This window comes from Falsiroseomonas stagni DSM 19981, from assembly GCF_900114315.1.
GTDB lineage: Bacteria > Pseudomonadota > Alphaproteobacteria > Acetobacterales > Acetobacteraceae > Falsiroseomonas > Falsiroseomonas stagni.
In genome coordinates this window covers 1,099,507-1,119,874 of sequence record NZ_FOSQ01000001.1, presented here as the reverse complement: position 1 = coordinate 1,119,874, position 20,368 = coordinate 1,099,507, and the positions used below count along the sequence as shown (strand labels likewise).

The window sequence follows — 20,368 nt, the reverse complement described above, 5'->3', positions numbered from 1 at the left end:
CGAAGCAATGGCACGCTCCCCCCAAGCACCACCGGGAGCAAACCGCCATGACCGACACCGCCCGCGCCGCCCATGCGCGCCAATTCGACCTGACCGGCCGCGTGGCCCTCATCACCGGGGCGTCGCGCGGCCTCGGCGCCGCCATGGCGCGCGGCCTGGCGCAGGCGGGCGCGAGCGTCATCCTCGCCGGCCGGGATGCGGCGACGCTGGAGGCGCAGGCGGCGGCGTTGCACGCCGATGGGCTGGACGCGCGCATCAGCGCCTTCGACGTCACCGACGGCCCGGCGGTGGAAGCCGCCGTGAAGGCGATGGGGCCGATCGACATCCTGGTCCACAACGCCGGCAACCAGCACCGCGCGCCGGTCGAGGAGACGACGGAGGAAGGCTGGTACAGCGTGATGGACACGCATCTGACGGCGCTGTGGCGGCTGTCGCGCCTGGTGGTGCCGGGGATGAAGGAAAGGCGCCGGGGGAAGGTGATCGCGACAGGGTCGCTGGCGTCGGACCTCGGGCGGGCGACCATCACGCCCTATGCCTCCGCCAAGGGCGGCATCAAGATGTTCATCCGGGCGCTGGCGGTGGAACTCGGCCCCTACAACATCCAGGCTAATGCGATCGGGCCGGGCTGGTTCGACACGGAGCTGAACCGGCCGCTGCTGGACAATCCCGAATGGCTGGCGATGGTGAAGCGGCGCTGCCCGGCCGGGCGCTATGCGAATGCGGAGGAGATCGCCGGCACGACCGTGTTCCTCGCCTCCCCGGCCAGCGACTTCGTCTCCGGCCAGTTGATCTTCGTCGATGGCGGCGTGACCGCCAGCATGAGTTGAATCAGCTGTCCCCGCCGCGCAGCTTCGTCTTGGCCTTGCGGTAGGATCGCTGCTGCTTCGCGGCGCGGATGCGGTCGGCATCCTGCGTCGCGCGATCCTTGACCTGCGCGGCGGCGGCGAGTTCGTCGCGCAGCTTCTGGAAGGCGGCCCAGCGATCGGGGTCGAGCGTGCCGTCCCCCAGCGCCCCGCGCACCGCGCAGCCGGGTTCGTTGGTGTGGCCGCAATCGTTGAACCGGCATTGCGCCGCCAGCTGCTCGACATCCTCGAAGACCGTGACGAGGCCTTCCTCCGCGTCGACCAGGCCGACCTCCCGGATGCCGGGGGTGTCCAGGATCATGCCCCCGCCCGGCAGCAGGACGAGCTGGCGATGGCTGGTGGTGTGGCGGCCCTTGGCGTCGTCCTCCCGGATGTCCTGGGTGGCCATGCGGGCCTCCCCCAGCAGGGTGTTCACCAGGGTGGATTTGCCGACGCCGGAGGAGCCGATCAGCACGCAGGTCTCCCCGGGCGCGATATGGGCGCGGAGGTCATCGAGCCCCTGCCCGTCCCGGGCGGAGACGATGACGACGGGACAGCCGGCGGCGAGCGCCGCGACCTCCGCGGCGCGGCCGCCCGGCTGGTCGGCCAGGTCGGCCTTGGTCAGCACCACCACGGGCCTGGCGCCGCTCTGCCAGGCGGCGGCGAGGAAGCGTTCCATCCGGCGCGGGTTGAGATCGGCGTTGAGCGAGGTGACGACGAAGACGATGTCGATATTGGCGGCGATGACCTGCAGCGTGCGGACGCTGTCGGCGGCGCGGCGGATGAAGGCGGTGCGGCGGGGCAGGACGGCGTGGATGGTGGCGGTGCCCTCCGCCGGCTTGGCGGCCACCGCCACCCAGTCGCCGGCGGCGGGGTGCCCGCCCTCCGCCGCCTCATGCCGCAGGCGGCCGGAGAGGCGGGCGTTGAGCACGCCGGATTCGGTGATGACGAGGTTGTATTCCCGCTGCTGGACGACGATGCGGCCCGGGATGTGGCCGGCATGGGCATGGGGCGCGAAGGCCGCGCGCCAGGCGTCGGACCAGCCGTATCGTTCGATCAAGTGCGGCCCCGTCTCGTTCATCCCTCAGCATAGCACCTGCCCGGCGGCGGCGGCGCCCTTCCTGCGGCCGAGTCCCCTTCCCCCGGCTGTTGCCCGGGCGTAGCGTTCCGGACGCAGCAGCGCCGCCCGCCGGCGGGGCCGGAGGACAACGCCATGGCCCAGAACCTCGCCGCCGCCAAGCCGGATGAGCGGTACCTGCAGACCATCGGCTACAAGCGCAACAACCCGGGCAACCTGATGGTCCAGACCATCGCCTATTCCGGCAAGAGCAACGACCAGGCGAAGGATGGGCCGGTCGCGTTCATCACCATGGCCAAGGGGCTTCGGGCCCTGGCCATGGATGTGAAGATGAAGGGCCGGACCTACAGCACCATCACCGAGGTCCTGACGAAATACGCGCCATCCTCCGAGAACGACACGAAGGGCTATATCGCCTACGTCTCGAAGAAGATCGGCAAGGGGGCAACGGACAAGCTGACCTTCGACGACAAGACCAACATCGCGCTGATGCAGGCGATCATCGCGATGGAGATCGGCTACGGCACCTGCCCCTTCACGGAAACGGAGCTGCAGACGGCCGTGACGGCGGCGAAGGTCAGCGAATAGGCGCCGGGACCACCGCCTTCAGGATACCGGGCGCGGCGCCACCAGCATCAGGCAGCCCAGCGCCGCCAGCGCCATGAGCCCCGCCATGCCGAAGACCGCCATGGCGGGCAGGCCCTCCACCAGCGGCGTGGCCAGCGTCGGCGCCAGCGCCTGGGCGACCAGCACGGGCATCGCCATGCGGCCCATCAGAACGGCGTAGCCCTCTGCCCCGAACAGCGCGAGGGGCACGGTGCCACGGCTGATGGTGAGGATGCCGTTGGAGGCGCCATAGGCGAGCGCGAAGGGCAGCGCGGCGACGGGCCCCGCCAGCAGCAGCGCCAGCACGCCGGCCGGCAGAAGCAGGGCGCCGAGCCTGGCGACCTTCAGCGGATGGGTGCTGGCGCCGAGGGTGAATTCCAGCAGCCGCCCGCCGACCTGCGCCGCGCCGACAGCGGCCGCGATGCCGACGGCGACGGCGATGCCAAGGCCCAGCGCCTCCAGCAGCGCGATCAGGTGCACGCCGAAGACGGCGGAGATGATGGAGCGCAGGATGAAGAAGGCGGCCAGCAGCAGGAAGGCTCGCCTGGCCCAGGCGAGCGCCGCGGCATCGGGCCGGGGTCTGGCCGCGGCGGTGGCGGCGGCGGGCACGCCCGGCGGCACCGTGAACCAGTAGATCGGCAGCACCACCAGCACATGCACGGCGGCATAGGCCAGGCAGAGCCCGCGCCAGCCGAGCAGGGGCAGCAGCGCGGCGCCGACCGGGAAGCCGATGGTGCTGGCGAAGCCGGCGAAGAGCGTGATGGTGGTGATGCCGCGCCGCGCCTGCTGGCCGAACAGCCGCCCGAGCGTGGCGAAGGCGGCCTCATAGAGACCCATCGCCATGCCGAGGCCCAGCACCAGCCAGCCGATGGCCCAGCCCCACAAGCCGGGCAGCAGCCCCAGCAGCGCCAGGCCGAGGCCGATGACGAGGGCGGAGAGGGCGAGGAGATTGCGGCCGCCATGCGCCTCGATCACCCGGCCGACGCGGGGGGAGCAGAGGCCCGCGACCAGCAGCGCGGCGGAAAAGGCCGCGACGACCAGGGTGCGGGAGACGCCATGCGATTCCGCCACCGCCACCGCGATCACGGCGGGCAGGTAGTAGGTACAGGCCCAGGCGATGGTCTGGGCAACCCCGAGCCCGATGGCGACGCGCAGCATCCAGGCAGGGTGCTACGCGCCGCCGGCCGGGCCAAGCCGGGCCGTGTGACAATCGGCCGGAGATTACTGCGGCGGGCGGGGCGCCTGCAGGGCCTCGGCCGCCGCCAGGTGGGCGCGCATGGCGGGCAGGCGGCGCTCGGCGAATTCCTTCAGGCGCGGCACCTCCCCATGCGCGGCATAGGCCTCGAAGATCTCGACCGTCTCCTTGTGGCCATCGACCTGCATCTGGACGTACCAGCGGTTCAGCTCGTCACCCTCGAAGGTGCGGAGGCGGATGAGCTTCTCCTGCGTCCGGTCGTCGAGGCCCGCCGGCAGGCGCGTGGCGGCATCCGGCAGGGCGCGGAGTTCGGCGAGGATCGCGCTGTGGTCGGCGATCATGCGCGTCGCGTAGTCGCGGATCTGGGGGTGGGTGCTCTTCTCCAGCAGGGTCTTGCTGGAATCGACCTCGAAATTGCTGGCGATGGTGACGCGTTCGACGAAGGCGTTCGCGCCCGCGCCGGTGCCGGCGAAGAGGTTGAGCAGGCCGGAGGAGGATTGCCCCAGCGCGGGCATGGCGGGCAGCAGCAGGGCGCTGGCGAGGATCAGGCGGCGTCGGTTCACGGCGTTGTCTCCGGTTCGGTGGCGTCGTGCCCTAGGAACGAGAGAAGGCGCCGCGAGTTTCGCGGAACGGGTTCAGCCCCGGCGGAACAGGCGCCGCAGCCCGTCCCGCTTGCGGCCGCCCCAGGCGATGAGGCGGGTTTCCATCTCCTCCACCTTCGCGACCGCGTTCGGCCAGCGGTCGCCCGCCCAGCCGAGGCCGCGATGCGCCCAGAGATACTGGTGGCGCAGCACGAAGAGGCCGAGCGCGGTGAACAGGGCGCCCTGCAGGACCGGCAGCACGAAGCCGATGACGCCGAGGACGAGAAGTGACCAGCCCGCGATCTTGCGGGACAGCGAGGGGCGGAACTCCATCATGGCGCCGCAGATAGTGATCCGCAGGCCCTATCGGTAGAGGTCGGCGCGGGTCGCGGGCAGGCCGGCGGGGCCGCGGGCGCGGCGCGTCGCGAGCGTCTGGAAGATGCCGACCGTGCCGCGTTCGAAGGCCAGCGCGCAGCCCGCGAGGTAGAGCAGCCAGAGATCGGTCTTGGCGCTGCCGACCTCCGCGATGGCGGCGTCGCGGTTGGCGTGCAGGTTCTCCGTCCAGGCGCGGCAGGTGCGGCCGTAATGCTCCCGCAGGCCCTCCACGTCATGGATCTCGAAGCCGTTGCGCTCCATGGCGTCATGCGTGCCGCCGAGGTGGTCCAGCTCGCCCCCCGGGAAGATGTATTTCACCAGGGCCTCGAATTCGGGGCGCTTCTTCCGGAATTCCTTCTCGTTCTTCTTCATCGGCCGCGCGATGGCGTGATGGAGGTAGGCGCCGCGGGGCCGCAGGCGTTCCTTCACGCCCCTGAAATAGCCTTCGCGATTATCCAGCCCGACCGCCTCATACATGCCAATGGAAGAAACCTTGTCGAAGGGCGGTACGTCCAACTGACGAAAATCCTTCAGCAGGATCGTCACCCGGTCCTGGAGGCCGAGGCGCTTCACCTTCTCCGTCGCATAGGCGAATTGCTCCTCCGCCAGGGTCACGCCGGTGGCGTGGACGCCCCAATGCGTGGCGGCGTGGATCACCATGCCGCCCCAGCCGCAGCCGATATCGAGCAGGCGTTCCCCCGGGGAGAGGCGCAGCTTGCGGCAGACCAGGTCGAGCTTGGCGAATTGCGCCTCCGCCAGCGTCGTCTCGGGCGTCGGCCAATAGGCGCAGGTGTAGACCATCTCCGGATCGAGGAAGAGCGCGTAGAAGGCGTTCGACAGGTCGTAGTGGAAATGCATCAGGGCCTTGTCGTCGCGCCCCTTGCCGTATTGCGCGGCATCGCCGGGGCCGCGCCAGCCATGATCAGTCACCGCCGGGCCGGAGCCGAACAGGAAGGGCAGCAGCGCCCGCGCCGCCAGGCCCTTGTCCACCTTCTTCAGCAGGCCCCGCCGCCCCCCTTCCGCCCGCGCGGCGAGGTCGAGCAGCGTGCCGCCCTCGATCCCGATGGCGCCGGTGGCGAAACCCTCGATCAGCGTGCCGAGCTTCGGCTTGCGGACCAGGCGCGTCAGCAGCGCGGGGTCGCGGATGGCGATGGCCAGGTCGTCCCGCGCATCCGGCCCCAGCTTGACCGTGGAACCGTCCCAGAGCCGCAGCACCAGATCGGCCTTGAGCATCCCGCCGATATGGTCGGCCAGGCGGCGGATGCCCTCGGCGCGGCGATCAGTGGGGGTCTCGGCCATGGCAGGGCTCCTCTCGCGGGACGGCATCGGCCCAGGGCTGGTCGGCGGGCAGGTCGAGCCGCCGGTCGCTGACGACATAGAGCCGTTCGGTGGTGGTGTCCGCACCGGGGGTGCCGACACGTTCGCCGCGGCCGTTATGGATGCCGAGGCGGGTGCCCGCATAGCGCCGATGCGGGATCTCCAGCACGCGAAGGAAGCCCCGCGCCGCCAGCACCCGCTCCAGCTCCGCGCGCTGCAGGAAGCCCTCCGCGCCGAAGGAGACGACGAGGGTGCGGGCGCGCAGCGCGCCGACCAGGCGGGCGAGGGCGGGGCCGATCTCCCGCCGGTTGTTGAAGGCGCTGCGGCGGGTGCGGCATTCCACGCGCTTGGCGGCGCGGCCATAGGTTTCCGGCCGGTCCCAGCGCACCAGCGTCTCCCACAGATGGTAGTTGGAGAGATAGGCGTGCTGGTCATAGGGCGGGTCGAGATAGGCGACGTCGCACTCGATGCTGGCGGCGAGTTCGACCGCATCCTGCGCCAGGGCCAGGCAGGGGCCGGCGGCGGGGCGGGGCAGCAATTCGGGCAGGCGGAGTTCGAGCGGCTTGAGGGCGCGCGGCGCCCATTCCCGCATGAAGGCCATCTGGTGGCCGGCCGTGCTGTCCACGCGGTCGGCGGCCTGGAGCAGCGCGGTCAGCAGGACGGCGCGCAGTTCCGGCTCCGGGTCCAGGCGTTCGATCGCGTCCCGCACGGCTTCGAGGCGCGCGGCATTGGCGGGGTGGAGGTAGCGCGCGCCCTCCGCATAGGTCGCGGTGAACCAGCCGGGGCTGGGCGGCAGGTGGGACAGTTTCGCCAGGATCGTGCGGGCCTGCACGGACCAGCGTTCCGCATCGGCCTGGACGGTGCCGAGGGCGAGCGCATGGGCGAAGGCCAGATGGTCATTCGCCACCACGCGCCAGCCCGCGGCCTTCAGCGCATGCGCGACGCGGGCGGAGCCCGAGAAGAGGTCGGCGACCACCGCGCCTTCCCCGGCCGCGGCGCCGACGGTGCGCAGCACCTGGCCGAGCAGGGCGCGCTTGGAACCGAGGTACTTCAGCAGGTGCTTGTGGCCCGCAAGGGGAGCGCTGCTCCCCCTGCACCCCCTCGCCAGGGTCCAGCCGGACCCTGGAGCGGGGACAATTGACGATGGTCCAGGGGGGTCTCCCCCCCAAAGCTCCGCCCTTGGGCGGATGGGGTTTGGGGAAGGCAGCGGCTTCCCCAAGACACCCGCATCATCGCCCCCTCAGATATGCAGCGCGCGCCCATCCACCGCGAGGGCGGCTTCCTTCACCGCCTCGTTCAGCGTGGGATGGGCGTGGCAGGTGCGGGCGACATCCTCGGCGCTGGCGCCGAATTCCATCGCCACCGCGATCTCCGCGATCAGCGTGCCGGCATCGGGGCCGAGGATATGCGCGCCGAGCACGCGATCCGTCTCCTTGTCCGCCAGGATCTTCACGAAGCCGTCCATGGAGGCCATGGCCCGCGCACGGCCATTCGCGGTGAAGGGGAACTTTCCTACTTTGTAGGCGACGCCGGCGGCCTTCAGCTCTTCTTCCGTCTTGCCGATGTTGGCGACCTCGGGCCAAGTGTAGACCACGCCCGGGATGGCATCGTAGTTGATGTGGGGCTTCTGGCCGGCCAGCTGCTCGGCCAGGGCCACGCCCTCATCCTCCGCCTTGTGGGCCAGCATGGGGCCGACGATGACGTCGCCGATCGCCCAGATGCCGGGGACATTGGTGGCGAAATGGCCATCCGTCTTCACCCGCCCGCGCTCATCCAGCGCGACGCCGGCCTCGGCCAGGCCCAGGCCCTCCACATGCGGGCGGCGGCCGATGGCCAGGAGGACCACGTCGGCTGCCAGCGTCTCCGCCGAGCCACCGCCGACGGGCTCCGTCGTCAGGGTCACGCCGGCATCGGTGACGCTCGCGCCGGTCACCTTGGTCTTCAGCTTGAACTTGATGCCCTGCTTCGACAGCGTGCGCTCGAAGGCCTTGCCGATCTCGTTGTCCATGCCGGGGACGATGCGGTCCAGGAACTCCACCACCGTCACCTGCGCGCCGAGGCGGCGCCAGACGCTGCCGAGCTCCAGGCCGATGACGCCGCCGCCGATGACGACGAGGTGGCCGGGGACCGATTCCAGTTCCAGCGCGCCGGTGGAGGTGACGATGCGCTTCTCATCCACCGTCACGCCGGGCAGGGGCGTGCTTTCGGAGCCCGTCGCGATGACGATGTGCTTCGTGGCGTAGGTGGTGCCGTCCACATCGACCTGCCCGGCGGAGACGACGCGGCCGGCGCCCTTCAGCCAGGTGACCTTGTTCTTCTTGAACAGGAACTCCACGCCCTTGACGTTGGCGCCCACGACCTCCGCCTTCCGGGCCTGCATGCGCGCCAGGTCGAGCGAGACCTGGCCGACATTGACGCCATGCTCGGCCAGCTTGTGGTTGGCTTCCTCGAAATGCTCGGAGGATTGCAGCAGGGCCTTGGAGGGGATGCAGCCGACATTGAGGCAGGTGCCGCCGAGCGTCGCCCGCTTCTCGACGCAGGCGACCTTCATGCCGAGCTGCGCCGCGCGGATCGCGCAGACATAGCCGCCGGGGCCGGCGCCGATCACGATGACGTCGAAACTGTCTGCCATGGGAAGTGGTCCTGATGCCTTGCCTTCTGCGGCCGGACCATACGCGCCGGGCGCCAGGGTTCAAGGCCCCAGGGGTCCGGGGGCCCAGGGCAACTTCGCAAGCACGATCAAGCGGGGCTGGGGCATGATCGGGACATGCCGAAGCAGAGCACCCGCATCGATTACGGACGGCGCATCGCCCGCGCGATGGCGCTGATCGCCGCCGACCCGGCCCGGCCGCCCAGCCTGGAGGCGATGGCGGAGGCCGCCGCCTTCAGCCCCTTCCACTTCCACCGCCTCTACCGGGAGCTGACCGGGGAGACCCCGGCCGAGACCCTGGCGCGGGAACGCCTGTCCCGCGCCGCGGCGATGCTGGTGCGGGAGGGGCTGCCCGTCGCGGTGGTGGCAAAGCGCTGCGGCTATGGCAGCGCGGCCGCCTTCACCCGGGCCTTCCGGGGGGCCTACGGCGTGCCGCCCGCGGCGTATCGCGACGGCGGCGGCATCGGCACCCCGATCGGCAACCCCTTGTCCCCACCCAACCGGGAGCACCCTGGCATGTTCGAGGTCACGATCCGCGAGGAACCCGCGCTGCGCCTGGCCGCCCTGGCCCATCGCGGCCCCTATGCCGCCATCGGCACGGTCTATGACCGGCTGATGGCCTGGGCCGCCCCGCGCGGGCTGATCACGCCGGAAGCGCGCTTCATCGCCCTCTACCTGAACGACCCGGCGACGGTGCCGGAGAAGGACCTGCTGTCCGAGGCCGGCATGACCGTCCCCGCCGGGGTGGAGGGCAGCGACGGCGTGCGCATCCTTGACCTGCCCGCCACCCGCGTCGCCACGCTGGTCTTCAAGGGCCCCTATGCGGAGCTGGAGGGCGCCTATACCTGGCTCTACCGGGAATGGCTGCCGGCGAGCGGCGAGGAGCCGGCCGACCAGCCGCCGCGGGAGGATTACCTCAATGACCCGCGCAGCCTGCCGCCCAGCGAATGGCTGACGGCGGTGATGATCCCGCTGAAGGAACCGGTGGCGGCATGATCGGGCGTCGCAGGGCGATCGCCGCCGCCATGCTGCCCGTCATCGCCGCTACGCCCGGGGCCTCAGCCTTCGCGCCCGGGGTCCCGGCGGAATCCGGCTTTCCCGCGGACCTGGCGGAACGGTTGGAGGCGGGCTTCCGGTCCGGCCTGCTGCGGCCGCTGCATGGCGTGGTGCTGGCGCGGGACGGGCGCATCCTGCTGGAACGCTACGCCCCCGGACCCGACCAGGTGTGGGGCCGCCCGGTGGGGGATGTCGATTTCGGGCCGGACACGCTGCATGATCTTCGATCCGTGACGAAGAGCGTGACGGCGCTGCTCTATGGCATCGCCCTGGCGCGCGGGCAGGTGCCGATACCGGATGCGCCGCTCCATGCCGCCTTCCCCGAATTCCCGGACCTCGCGGCCGACCCGGCCCGGGCCGGCATCACGGTGCGGCATGCCCTGACCATGACGCTCGGCCTGCGATGGGATGAAAGCCTGCCCTACACCGATCCGCGGAACAGCGAGATCGCGATGGAGCAGGCGCCGGACCGCCTCCGCTTCATCCTGGAACAGCCGGTGGTGGCGCCGCCCGGCGCGCGCTGGACCTATGGCGGCAACGCAACGACGCTGCTGGGCGCGTTGATCACCCGGGGCACGGGCCGGTCCCTGCCGGATTTCGCGCGGGAAGCCCTGTTCGCGCCTCTCGGCATCACGCGCTTCGAATGGCATGCGCGGGGGCCCGGCGCCGAATCCGCCGCCTCCGGCCTGCGGCTGACGCTGCGGGACCTCGCGAAGATCGGGGAATTGCTGCGGACAGGCGGCAGCTGGGACGGGCGGCCGGTGGTGCCGCGGGACTGGCTGGCGGCCACGGCCACGCCGGCGATCGGCATCGAGGACGGGCTGCGATACGGGCTGCACTGGTATCTCGGCGCGCACCGCGCCGGCGGCGCGGCCCATCCCTGGATCGGCGCCTTCGGCAATGGCGGGCAGCGGCTGTGGAGCCTGCCCGCCGCGGGGCTGACGCTCGCGATCTTCTCCGGCGACTACGACCAGCCGGAGGCCTGGATGACGCCGACGCGGATCTGGCGGGAGATCGTGCTGGCCAATCTGCGCCTGGGCTGAGCGCGGCGGGCTCAGACCGCGTAGATGCGGATCAGCACCGAATCGGGGCGGCGTTCGCCGTAGCCCAGGAACAGGCTGCGCGTGAGCCAGAGATGCGGCGCGGCCACGGCCTCGAACACCGGCGTCGTGCGGAAATAGACCCGCTCCGGCGGGACGGGCTCGCCGCGGAGAAGCCGGGCCATGTCGTCGGGCGATGCGTGGCGGAGGCCGCGATTCGTCACCTGCACCAGCGCGCCGTCATCGAGGCAGAGCGTGTAGCGGGCCTCGATCTCCGCCACCCCGTCCGGGCGGATCAGCTGGAAATCGGCGCCGCCGGGCAGGACCTCGCCGCGCAGTCCAGGCCCCTCGATCGTGCCGCCGAGGATGGCGATGACGCGGCGCTCGCCATTCGGGCCGGCGCCGAGGCTGACCGGGGCGCCGACCGCGGCGCGGACCTCCGCCACGAAGCGGATCGCCGGGGTCGCGCCGGGGCGCGCGGACAGCATGTCGTTTTCCATCTTCAAATCCTCCCTGGGGTTGAAGCATTATGCAGCATAATAATTCCAGGGAGTGACGACCATGAAGGCTTCGCGCCGTTCCGTGCTGGCTGCGGCTGGCCTGCTTCTTCCCCTGTCGGCCGCAAACCGCGCCCCCTTGGCGGCGCTGCCGGACCGCCCGGTGCGGCTGGTGCTGGGCTTCCCGGCCGGCAGCGGGCCGGACCTGGTCGGGCGCATGCTGGCCGATGGGCTGAAGGAAGCCTGGCCGGCGGGCGTGGTCGTGGATAACCGCCCGGGCGCCGCGGGCGCGATCGCCGCGCAGGAAGTGGCCCGCGCCGCGCCGGACGGCACCACGCTGCTGTTCGGGGAGGTCGGGCAGTTGGCCATGGCGCCCAGCACCTATGCCCGCCTGCCCTACGACCCCGCGCGGGATTTCGCGGCGGTGGCGGAGGTGGCGGCGATCGACTTCGCCTTCGTCGTGCCAGCCAGCCTGCCGGTCACCGACCTGGCGGGCTATGTCGCCTGGGGCCGCGCCCGGCCGACCGTCTTCATGGGCACCTTCGGCGCCGGCACGCCGGGCCATTTCGGCGCCGCCATGCTGGCGAACGCGGCGGGACTGCAACACGAGGCCGTGCATTTCCGCGCCACCGGCGATGCGATGACGGCGATCCTGGGCGGCGACGTGCAGGGCATGTTCGGCAGCCTGGCGCTGGTGGCCCCCCATGTGCAGGCGGGGCGCCTGCGCGCGCTGGCGGTCAGCGGGCCGGAACGCGCGGCGATGCTGCCGGGGGTGCCGACGCTGGCGGAGGGAGGCTTCGCCCGCATCGGCTTCCATTCCTGGTTCGGGCTGGTCGCGCCGGCGGCGACGCCCGCATCCACCGTGGCGTCGCTGGAAGCCGGCGTGCTGTCCGCCATGGCAGCGGCACCGCTGCGGGCGCGGATGGCGGAGGCCGGGTTCCGCCCCGCAGGACGGGGGCGCGACGCCTTCGCGACCCTGATGCGGGAGGAGACGCGGCGCTGGGCGGAGGTGGTGCGCGCCACGGGATTCCGCGCCATCGAATAGGCGATCATCATCGCCTGATTATCAATCACAGGTTTACGACACCGCCGCCCCCGCGATACCGTTGCGCATCCGGCGCAAAGGGGTTCGCATGGCCATGATCACCGGGACGCTCTTCGCCGATCGCCTGACCGGGACGGCGCGGGCGGACAGCATCGCGGGGTCGGACGGCGCGGATACGCTGTTCGGCATGGCGGGCGATGACCTGCTGGAAGGCGGGGCGGGCGACGACGTGCTCCATGGCGGGGGCGGCGCCGACACGCTGCGGGGCGGCGCAGGCCACGATTTCTACACCGTCTCCGCCGGCACCCGGGTGGAGGAAGGCGACGGCGAGGGAACGGACACCGTCCGCGTCACCGGGCTGGCCGCCTACACCCTGCCCCTGGCCGTGGAGAACCTGGTGCTGGCCGGCGCCATCGCCTTCACGGGCACGGGCAATGGCAGCGACAACGCCATCACCGGGCTCGGCCTGGCGGACCACCTGCTGGGGCTGGGCGGGGCGGACACGCTGCTGGGCGGCGGGGGCGGCGATACGCTGGAAGGCGGCAGCGGCGACGATGTGCTGAACGGCCAGGCCGGCGCGGATTCGATGGCCGGCGGCACCGGCGACGACCTCTACCGGGTCGATGATACCGGCGATTCGGTGGTGGAGGCCGCGGCGGAGGGCTTCGACACCGTCCGCGTCTCCGGCCTGTCGGGCTACGCCCTGCCGGTGAATGTGGAAGCGCTGGTCTTCGACGGCGCCTTGGCCTTCAGCGGCAGCGGCAATGCGCTGGCGAACCGGCTGCGCGGCGGCGGCGGCGGGGCGGATACGCTCCAGGGACTGGACGGCGCCGATACACTGCGCGGCGAAGGGGGCACGGACAGCCTGGCGGGCGGCCATGGCGGCGATGCGCTGCATGGCGGCGCGGGGAATGATCAGCTCGATGGCGGCGAGGATGATGACGGGCTGTTCGGCGGCGATGGCGCGGATCTCCTCCTGGGCGGGGGCGGACAGGACACGCTGCAGGGCGGGACGGCGAATGACACGCTGCTGGGCGGGCTGGAGCGCGACAGCCTCTATGGCGAAGGCGGCGCCGACAGCCTGGATGGCGGCGCCGAGGCCGATTGGCTGACCGGCGGCGACGGGAACGATACGGTCGATGGCGGCGAGGGCAATGACGGCCTTCGCGGGGATTCCGGCGACGACAGCCTGATGGGTGGCGCCGGGCGCGACGTGCTGAAGGGCGGCGCGGGCCGCAATACGCTGAGCGGCGGGGCCGGGGACGACACGATCTACGCCGAGGGCGACGACCTGATCCTGGAGGATGCCGGCGGCGGCTACGACACCGTCTTCATCAGCGGCACCGCGGGCTTCGTCCTGCCGGACCATGTGGAGGCGCTGCGCAGCTTCGGCGCGGGCCCCGTGGTGGGCGCGGGCAACGGCCTGGCCAACCGCATCTTCGGCGGCGCGGGGGGTGACAGCCTGGCGGGCATGGTGGGCTTCGACCTGCTGGAAGGCGATGCGGGCAACGACACGCTGGATGGCGGCGCGGATGCGGACCGGCTGTTCGGGGGGAACGGCCTCGACCAGTTGCTGGGCGGGGGCGGGAACGACCTGCTGGTCGGCGGCGCCGGGGCGGATACGCTGCGCGGCGGGCAGGGCGTGGACCGGCTGTTCGGCGATGCCGGCGGCGACAGCTACCTGTTCGGCGACGCGACCGAAGGCGGCGACACCATCTTCGTCTATGCGGGGATCGAGGACCGGATCGTGGTCCTGGCCACGGGCTTCGGCGGCGGCCTCTCCGCGGGGATGGACCTGGCGGCCACCGGCCGCGCCATCACCAGCACCGGCAATGCCGCGACCAGCGCGGACGGCACGGGGCAATTCGTCTTCAACAGCAGCAACGGCACGCTGTGGTGGGACGCGGACGGCATCGGCGCGGGGGCAGCGATCCGGCTGGCGACCTTCAGCGGCGTGACCGGCTGGAACGACTCAGAGATCGTCGTCATCTGAAGGGGCGCTGGCCGCGCCCTATCGCAGCAGCGCACCCACCAGCAGGCCGAGGCCGAAGACGCCCGCGGCGGGGGAGATCATCGGCCAGAGGCGCGGCGGCGTGAAGGCGCCGGCAAAGGCGAAGACCGCGCCCGCCAGATAGGCCCCGGCCCCCTGCCCCACGCTGATCCGCGCCATCACCACCAGCGGGCCGAGCCCCGCGACCACGCCGCAGACCGTGGCGAGGAGGCGCCAGGCGCGATCGGAACGCGGGTCCATCCGCAGCAACTGCGCGGTCCTCGCGCGGTATTCGAGCGCGGCGGCCAAGGCGAGGAAACCGAAGGCGAGGATCAGCATGCGAAGGCACTCGGGCGTGGTCCCGCATGATGGCAGAGCGCCAGCCGCGCGATAGCAACGCCCGGTTGTTTCAGCGCGTGGGATTGCCGGCGCGGAGCGCGGCGCGGATCATCAGGAAGGCCCAGCCGGGCGCGGCGATCAGCAGCAGCACCACCAGCGGGCCAGCCTCCGCGCCGCCCAGTAGATCCGCGACCATGAAGGGCCATGCCGGCAGGAAGGGCGATGCCAGCGCGGCCGCCAGCCCGAAGGGCCAGCGCCGCGCCAGCACCCAGCCGAGCAGCGGCAGCAGCCCGACCAGGGCCGGCAGCGGCACCAGCACCACGAAGGGGCTCGCGACGATGGTGGCGAAGTCGCCGGGATCGAGCGAGTCCAGGAAGGGCAGCGCCAGCCAGGCCGGATTCAGCACGAGGCCCAGCAGGGCGGGCATGAGAAAGGGCCGGCGGTTCCGCGACATGCGGCGCCACCGGCCCTGGTTCAGGCGATCCCGCTCAGAGGTCCAGCATCAGCCGGCGCGGATCCTCGATGCTTTCCTTCACGCGCACCAGGAAGCTGACCGCTTCCTTGCCGTCCACGATCCGGTGGTCGTAGCTGAGGGCGATGTACATCATCGGGCGGATCTCGATCTTGCCGCCGACGACCATCGGGCGGTCCTGGATCTTGTGCATGCCGAGGATGCCGGATTGCGGCGGGTTCAGGATCGGCGTGGACATCAGCGACCCGTAGATGCCGCCATTGGTGATGGTGAAGCTGCCGCCCGTCAGTTCATCCAGCTTCAGCGCGCCGTCGCGGGCCTTCCTGCCGTAGCCCGCGATCGTCTTCTCGATCGTCGCGAAGGACATCTGGTCCGCGTCCCGCACCACGGGGACGACGAGGCCCGAGGGGCCGCCGACCGCGATGCCCATATGGACGAAGTGCTTGTAGACGATCTCGTCGCCATCGATCTCGGCGTTCACCGCCGGGAATTCCTTCAGCGCGGCGACGCAGGCCTTCACGAAGAAGGACATGAAGCCGAGCTTCACGCCGTGCTTCTTCTCGAAGGCATCCTTGTATTCCGCGCGCAGCGCCATCGCGGCGCCCATGTCCACCTCGTTGAAGGTGGTCAGCATGGCGGCGGTGTTCTGCGCTTCCTTCAGGCGGCGCGCGATGGTCAGGCGAAGGCGCGTCATCTTCACGCGCTCCTCCCCGCTCTCCGGCGCGCGGGGCGCCTTGGGGGCGGCGGCGGCGGGCGCGGGCGCGGCGGCGGGCTTGGACAGGAAGGCGAGGACATCGCCCTTCGTCACGCGGCCATCCTTGCCGGTCGCATCCGTGATGGCGCCGGGGGCGACGTTGTTTTCCGCCATCAGCTTGGTGGCGGCGGGGCCGGCCGGCAGGCCGGAGGGGGCGGCGGGGGCCGGCGCCGGGGCGGGTGCCGCGACCGGTGCGGGCGCGGGCGCCGCGGTGGGCTTCGGCGCGGCGGCGGCGCCACCAGCGGCGATCCGGCCGAGCACGGCGCCGGGGCCGACCTCGGCGCCCTCCGCCGCGTCGATGCTCTCCAGCACGCCGGCGGCGGCGGCATTGACCTCGACCGTGACCTTGTCGGTCTCCAGTTCCACCAACGGCTCATCCGCCGCGACGGCCTCGCCCACCTTCTTCATCCAGCGCGCGATGGTTGCGCTGGAAACGCTCTCCCCGAGGGGGGGCACCACGATGTCGGTCATCTGTCCTGCCTTCTGCCTGGTGGCGCGCTCAGCTCAGGCCGAGCGCGTCGCGCACCAGGGCTTCCTGCTGCTGCTGGTGAACCTTGGCGAGACCCGTCGCGGGGCTCGCGGCCTCGATGCGGCCGGCATAGGCGGGCCGCTTTGCCTTGATGTCGATCTCCCGGAGCACGCCTTCAACCTTGCGGTCGAGGAAGGTCCAGGCGCCCATGTTCTCGGGCTCCTCCTGGCACCAGATCACCTCCGCATTGACATAAGGCGCGAGGGTCTTGGCCAGGCTGGTCTTCGGGAAGGGGTAGAGCTGTTCGAGGCGGATGATCGCCACGTCCTTCACCCCCTTGTCCCGGCGTTCCTGCAGCAGGTCGTAATAGACCTTGCCGGTGCAGAGGACGACGCGCTTCACCGCCTCCGGCGCCGCGATCGCATCCGTCTCCGGAATCACGTACTGGAAGCTGCTGCCGGGCGCGAAATCGGCGAGCGTGCTGACGGCCAGCTTGTGGCGCAGCAGCGACTTCGGCGTCATCAGCACCAGCGGCTTGCGGTAGTTCGCCTTCATCTGGCGGCGGATGGCGTGGAAGTAGTTGGCCGGCGTGGTCAAATTGCCGACGCGCATGTTCCGCTCCGCGCAGAGCTGCAGGTAGCGTTCCAGGCGGGCGGAGGAGTGTTCCGGCCCCTGCCCTTCATAGCCATGCGGCAGCAGCATCACGAGGCCCGACATGCGCAGCCACTTGGTCTCCGCACTCGCGATGAACTGGTCGATGATGACCTGCGCGCCGTTGGCGAAGTCGCCGAACTGCGCTTCCCACAGCACCAGGGTGCGCGGATCCGCCAGCGTGTAGCCGTATTCGAAGCCCAGCACGCCGAATTCGGAGAGCAGGCTGTTGAAGGCCTCGAACTTCGGCTGCCCGGCGCGGATGTTGTTCAGCGGCACGTATTCGGCCTGGTTCTTCTGGTCCACCAGGTAGGCGTGGCGGTGGCTGAAGGTGCCGCGCTGCACGTCTTCGCCCGAGAGGCGGACACGGTGGCCTTCCAGCAGCAGCGTGCCGAAGGCCAGTGCCTCGCCGGTTGCCCAGTCGATGCCCTCGCCCGTCTCGATCGCCTGCTTCTTGGCTTCGAGCTGGCGCATGATCTTCGGGTTGGCGCCGAAATCCGCCGGCACGCGGGCCAGCGCCGCGCCCACTTCGCGCAGCGTGTCGAGGCCGACGGCCGTCTCGTGCAGGCGCTCGACCTCCTCGCCCACCGTCACGGCCTTGAGGCCGGACCAATGGCCTTCGAGCCAATCAGCCTTGTTGGGCTTGAAGCTCTGCGCGGCCTGGAAGGCGTCCTCCAGCGTCGCGTTGAAGGCGTCCAGCATCGCCTTGGATTCGGCGGCGGGGATGCTGCCCTCGGTGGCCAGCTTCTCCGCGTAGAGGGTCCGCGTCGTCCGCATTTCCTTGATGCGGTTGTACATCAGGGGCTGCGTGAACGCCGGCTCGTCCGTCTCGTTGTGGCCGTGGCGGCGGTAGCAGACGATGTCGAGCACGAAATCCGCGCCGAACTGCATGCGGAATTCGGCCGCCATGCGGGCGCAGAACACCACCGCTTCCGGGTCGTCGCCATTCACATGCAGGATCGGCACCTGGATGCTCTTCGCCACGTCGGTGCAGTAGAGGCCCGAATAGGCATGGGCGGCGACGGTGGTGAAGCCGATCTGGTTGTTGGTCACGACATGGATCGTGCCGCCGGTGCGGTAGCCGATGAGCTGGCTCATCGCCAGCGTCTCATACACCACGCCCTGGCCGGCGAAGGCGGCATCGCCATGCAGCGTGATGCCCATGACGCTGCGGCGCGCCTTCGTGTCACCCGCCATGTCCTGCCGCGCGCGCACCTTGCCGATGACCACGGGGTCCACGGCTTCGAGGTGGGAGGGGTTGGGCTGGAGGGAGAGGTGCACCATCCGGCCGCCGATCTCGATGTCGGTGGAGGTGCCGAGGTGGTACTTCACGTCGCCGGAGCCCTGCACATCCTCGGGATGTGCGGAGACGCCCCGGAACTCCGAGAAGACGGCCGAGTAGGGCTTCTTCACGACATTGACGAGGACGTTGAGCCGGCCGCGATGGGCCATGCCGATCGCGATCTCGTTCACGCCGCCCGCGGCCGCGGTCTCGATGATCGCCTGCATGGCGGGGATGGTGCTCTCGCCGCCCTCAAGCCCGAAGCGCTTGGTGGTGGCGTATTTCTTCGCGCAGAAGGCCTCGAAGCCCTCGGCCTCGATCAGGTCCTGAAGGATCTCCTTCTTCGCCGCGGGGTCGAAAGCCTTCAGCCAGGGCGCGCCTTCGATGCGGCGCTGGATCCAGGACTTCTGCTCCGGGTCCTGGATGTGCATGAACTCCACGCCGATGGAGCCGCAATAGGAGGCGCGGCAGATCGCGAGGATCTCCCGCAGCGTCGCGTATTCCTTGCCCAGCACGAAGTCGAGGAAGATGGGCCGGTCCATGTCGGCTTCGGTGAAGCCGTAGGTCGCGGGCGTCAGTTCCGGGTGCGGCTTCGGCACCTGCAAAGCGAGCGGATCGAGCTTCGCTTCCAGGTGGCCGCGGACGCGGTAGCTGCGGATCAGCATCAGGGCGCGGATGCTGTCGAGCACGGCGCGCTGGGCGGCGGCCTTGTCCATCTGGGGGGCCGCGGCGGGGGCGGCCGGGGCCGGCTTCTCGCCCTTCTTCGGCGCGGGCAGCGGCTCCGGGTCCGGGCCGAAGGCGCCGCGGAGGCGGGGCGCCCAGGAGGCGCCAGTGGCGTCCGTCAGGACCGACCGGGCCTCGTCGTTCAGCGCGCCGAACAATTCGGCGAAGGAGGGGTCCACGCTGTCGGGTTTCTCCGCCCATCGGGCGTAGAGGTCGGCGAGGTAGGCGGCATTCGCCCCCGACATCGCACTCGCGAGGATATCCACTCCGGCCATCTTCTTCTCCGTCGCGCCCGGTGCCCTTCCTGGGTCCGGGCGTCGCAGTTTCCTCATCCGGACGGAACTCCGCCCGGCGGGCTTCCTCAACCCGGGCAGAACCCCGCCCGGCCGGCTTACTCAACCCGGGCGCTAATCCGCCCGGCAGGCATCACGCCATCATAGGCCGACCACCTCCGCGGCGGCAGACCCCATCCATATGATGATCTGCGCCCGGAGTGGTGACCGTGGTGTTACTTCTTCAGCGCCTTCACCATGGTGGAGCCCAACGCGGAGGGGCTGTCCGCCACATGGATGCCGGCCGCCTTCATCGCCGCCATCTTGGCTTCCGCCGTATCCTTGCCGCCGGAGATCACCGCGCCGGCATGGCCCATGCGGCGGCCCGGGGGGGCCGTGGCGCCGGCGATGAAGCCGACGACGGGCTTGTTGGGCTTGCCCGGGCCAAAATTATGGGCCGCCAGGTATTCCGCGCCGATGACTTCCGACTGGCCGCCGATCTCGCCGATCATGATGATCGACTGGGTCTCGTCGTCCTTCAGGAACATCTCCAGCACGTCGATGAAGTCCATGCCCTTCACCGGGTCGCCGCCGATGCCGACGCAGGTGGACTGGCCGAGGCCGGCCGCCGTGGTCTGGGCCACCGCCTCATAGGTCAGGGTGCCGGAACGCGACACGATGCCGACGGAGCCGCGCCGGTGGATGTGGCCCGGCATGATGCCGATCTTGCAGGCATCCGGCGTGATGACGCCCGGGCAGTTCGGCCCGACCAGCTTCGACTTGGACCCGTCGAGCGCACGCTTCACGCGCACCATGTCGAGCACCGGGATGCCCTCCGTGATGCAGATGATGAGCGGCAACTCGGCGTCGATCGCTTCCAGGATCGCATCCGCCGCGAAGGGGGCGGGGACGTAGATCACGCTGGCATTGGCGCCCGTGGCGGCCACGCATTCAGCGACCGTGTTGAAGACCGGCAGGTTCAGCTCGGGGTGCATCGTGCCGCCCTTGCCGGGGGTCGTGCCACCGACATAGGTCGAGCCATAGGCGATGCCCTGGGACGCATGGAACGTCCCCTGGGCCCCCGTGAAACCCTGGGTCATGACGCGGGTGTTGGCGTCGATCAGAACGGCCATG

19 protein-coding genes are annotated in these 20,368 nt (G+C 70.8%); 6 read left to right on the top strand and 13 right to left on the bottom strand.

All coding sequences use genetic code 11. The annotated features are described in order from the left end of the window. The first annotated feature begins 47 nt into the window (after positions 1-47). Complete coding sequence (locus BM041_RS05190; protein ID WP_092956395.1) at positions 48-827, top strand: SDR family oxidoreductase; 780 nt, start codon at positions 48-50, stop codon at positions 825-827. 1 nt (position 828) lies between these two features. Here the strand turns inward: BM041_RS05190 and rsgA are convergent, their stop codons facing one another. After that, positions 829-1,902, bottom strand: a complete 1,074-nt coding sequence (gene rsgA, locus BM041_RS05185; protein ID WP_092956393.1) for a ribosome small subunit-dependent GTPase A — start codon at positions 1,900-1,902, stop codon at positions 829-831. A gap of 153 nt (positions 1,903-2,055) precedes the next feature. Between rsgA and BM041_RS05180 the strand changes: the two genes are divergently transcribed. Continuing rightward, complete coding sequence (locus tag BM041_RS05180; protein WP_092956391.1) at positions 2,056-2,508, top strand: hypothetical protein; 453 nt, start codon at positions 2,056-2,058, stop codon at positions 2,506-2,508. An 18-nt stretch (positions 2,509-2,526) separates the two neighbouring features. Here BM041_RS05180 and BM041_RS05175 read toward each other — a convergent pair whose 3' ends face one another. From BM041_RS05175 to lpdA, 6 genes are all read right to left on the bottom strand, one after another. After that, the gene (locus BM041_RS05175; protein ID WP_092956388.1) at positions 2,527-3,684 is read right to left on the bottom strand and encodes an MFS transporter; all 1,158 of its coding nucleotides are present in this window, start codon (positions 3,682-3,684) and stop codon (positions 2,527-2,529) included. 63 nt (positions 3,685-3,747) lie between these two features. Further along, positions 3,748-4,284: a DUF4142 domain-containing protein gene (locus tag BM041_RS05170; RefSeq protein ID WP_092956385.1), complete on the bottom strand. Its 537-nt coding sequence runs from the start codon at positions 4,282-4,284 to the stop codon at positions 3,748-3,750. A gap of 72 nt (positions 4,285-4,356) precedes the next feature. After that, entirely contained in the window at positions 4,357-4,638 is a 282-nt protein-coding gene (locus BM041_RS05165; protein WP_092956382.1) for a PGPGW domain-containing protein, read from the bottom strand. 27 nt (positions 4,639-4,665) lie between these two features. After that, entirely contained in the window at positions 4,666-5,976 is a 1,311-nt protein-coding gene (locus BM041_RS05160; RefSeq protein ID WP_217648614.1) for an SAM-dependent methyltransferase, read from the bottom strand. Then, positions 5,957-7,213: a DNA adenine methylase gene (locus BM041_RS05155; protein WP_281244499.1), complete on the bottom strand. Its 1,257-nt coding sequence runs from the start codon at positions 7,211-7,213 to the stop codon at positions 5,957-5,959. Before BM041_RS05155 ends, BM041_RS05160 begins: the two co-directional genes overlap by 20 nt. Before the next feature lie 21 nt (positions 7,214-7,234). After that, the gene (lpdA, locus tag BM041_RS05150; protein ID WP_092956376.1) at positions 7,235-8,626 is read right to left on the bottom strand and encodes a dihydrolipoyl dehydrogenase; all 1,392 of its coding nucleotides are present in this window, start codon (positions 8,624-8,626) and stop codon (positions 7,235-7,237) included. A 135-nt stretch (positions 8,627-8,761) separates the two neighbouring features. On the opposite strand from lpdA, the gene BM041_RS05145 reads away from it, so the two are divergent. Next, positions 8,762-9,640, top strand: a complete 879-nt coding sequence (locus BM041_RS05145) for an AraC family transcriptional regulator (RefSeq protein WP_092956373.1) — start codon at positions 8,762-8,764, stop codon at positions 9,638-9,640. Further along, complete coding sequence (locus BM041_RS05140) at positions 9,637-10,743, top strand: serine hydrolase domain-containing protein (protein WP_245761931.1); 1,107 nt, start codon at positions 9,637-9,639, stop codon at positions 10,741-10,743. The genes BM041_RS05145 and BM041_RS05140 overlap by 4 nt, the downstream gene beginning before the upstream one ends. Positions 10,744-10,754: 11 nt before the next feature. Here BM041_RS05140 and BM041_RS05135 read toward each other — a convergent pair whose 3' ends face one another. After that, positions 10,755-11,240: a DUF3237 domain-containing protein gene (locus BM041_RS05135; RefSeq protein WP_245761930.1), complete on the bottom strand. Its 486-nt coding sequence runs from the start codon at positions 11,238-11,240 to the stop codon at positions 10,755-10,757. Positions 11,241-11,301: 61 nt separating this feature from the next. On the opposite strand from BM041_RS05135, the gene BM041_RS05130 reads away from it, so the two are divergent. Together BM041_RS05130 and BM041_RS05125 are read left to right on the top strand one after the other, a co-directional pair. Next, positions 11,302-12,282: a Bug family tripartite tricarboxylate transporter substrate binding protein gene (locus BM041_RS05130; RefSeq protein ID WP_092956370.1), complete on the top strand. Its 981-nt coding sequence runs from the start codon at positions 11,302-11,304 to the stop codon at positions 12,280-12,282. Positions 12,283-12,370: 88 nt separating this feature from the next. After that, complete coding sequence (locus BM041_RS05125; protein ID WP_092956367.1) at positions 12,371-14,275, top strand: calcium-binding protein; 1,905 nt, start codon at positions 12,371-12,373, stop codon at positions 14,273-14,275. An 18-nt stretch (positions 14,276-14,293) separates the two neighbouring features. Here BM041_RS05125 and BM041_RS05120 read toward each other — a convergent pair whose 3' ends face one another. The 5 genes from BM041_RS05120 to sucD all read right to left on the bottom strand — a co-directional run bounded on the left by BM041_RS05120 (position 14,294) and on the right by sucD (position 20,367). Beyond that, a complete protein-coding gene (locus BM041_RS05120) occupies positions 14,294-14,611 on the bottom strand; it encodes a hypothetical protein (RefSeq protein WP_092956364.1) in 318 nt (105 codons plus the stop codon). Positions 14,612-14,681: 70 nt separating this feature from the next. Then, positions 14,682-15,038, bottom strand: coding sequence for a hypothetical protein (locus BM041_RS05115; protein ID WP_175533745.1), 357 nt, complete (start codon positions 15,036-15,038; stop codon positions 14,682-14,684). 61 nt (positions 15,039-15,099) lie between these two features. Further along, the gene (gene odhB / locus BM041_RS05110; RefSeq protein ID WP_092956358.1) at positions 15,100-16,308 is read right to left on the bottom strand and encodes a 2-oxoglutarate dehydrogenase complex dihydrolipoyllysine-residue succinyltransferase; all 1,209 of its coding nucleotides are present in this window, start codon (positions 16,306-16,308) and stop codon (positions 15,100-15,102) included. Between the two features lie 28 nt (positions 16,309-16,336). Beyond that, positions 16,337-19,237: a 2-oxoglutarate dehydrogenase E1 component gene (locus BM041_RS05105; RefSeq protein ID WP_092956355.1), complete on the bottom strand. Its 2,901-nt coding sequence runs from the start codon at positions 19,235-19,237 to the stop codon at positions 16,337-16,339. Positions 19,238-19,470: 233 nt separating this feature from the next. Further along, entirely contained in the window at positions 19,471-20,367 is an 897-nt protein-coding gene (gene sucD, locus BM041_RS05100; RefSeq protein ID WP_092956352.1) for a succinate--CoA ligase subunit alpha, read from the bottom strand. Position 20,368: the final 1 nt, after the last annotated feature.